1 protein-coding gene is annotated in these 297 nt (G+C 64.3%); it reads right to left on the bottom strand.

The annotated features are described in order from the left end of the window. On the bottom strand, positions 1-297 hold a 297-nt coding region (locus F2P46_RS36590; RefSeq protein WP_166899397.1), incomplete at both ends, for a hypothetical protein.

Below are 297 nucleotides of genomic sequence, written 5' to 3'. Positions count from 1 at the left end.
GGTCGAAGGAGAACTTCTGCCTGGCAAGCTTGGCGATCTGCGCGAACTGGTCCGCTGGCGGGAGGCAGGCCAGCTCGCGTGCGGTCTTTCTGCCCCAAGTCGCGGTTCCATCCCGGTGAAGGGGCCGCATGGCGATAGGTATGGGACGCAACGCGGCACGCATGGACGGTAGCTGCGGATCGTTGCGCACGTCCCGCGCCTCCAGGTTGAGCTTCACATAAGGTTGCCAGTCGAGCCGGCGTCGAAGGCGGCGCATCAGCATGCGGTAGAACGTGGGCCGGGACAGATCTTGTTTGA

The sequence above is a fragment of the Massilia sp. CCM 8734 genome (assembly GCF_011682155.1).
Lineage (GTDB): Bacteria > Pseudomonadota > Gammaproteobacteria > Burkholderiales > Burkholderiaceae_D > Telluria_A > Telluria_A rubra.
Note: the sequence above shows the minus strand (reverse complement) of the source record. Positions and strands in the feature narration are given on the sequence as shown.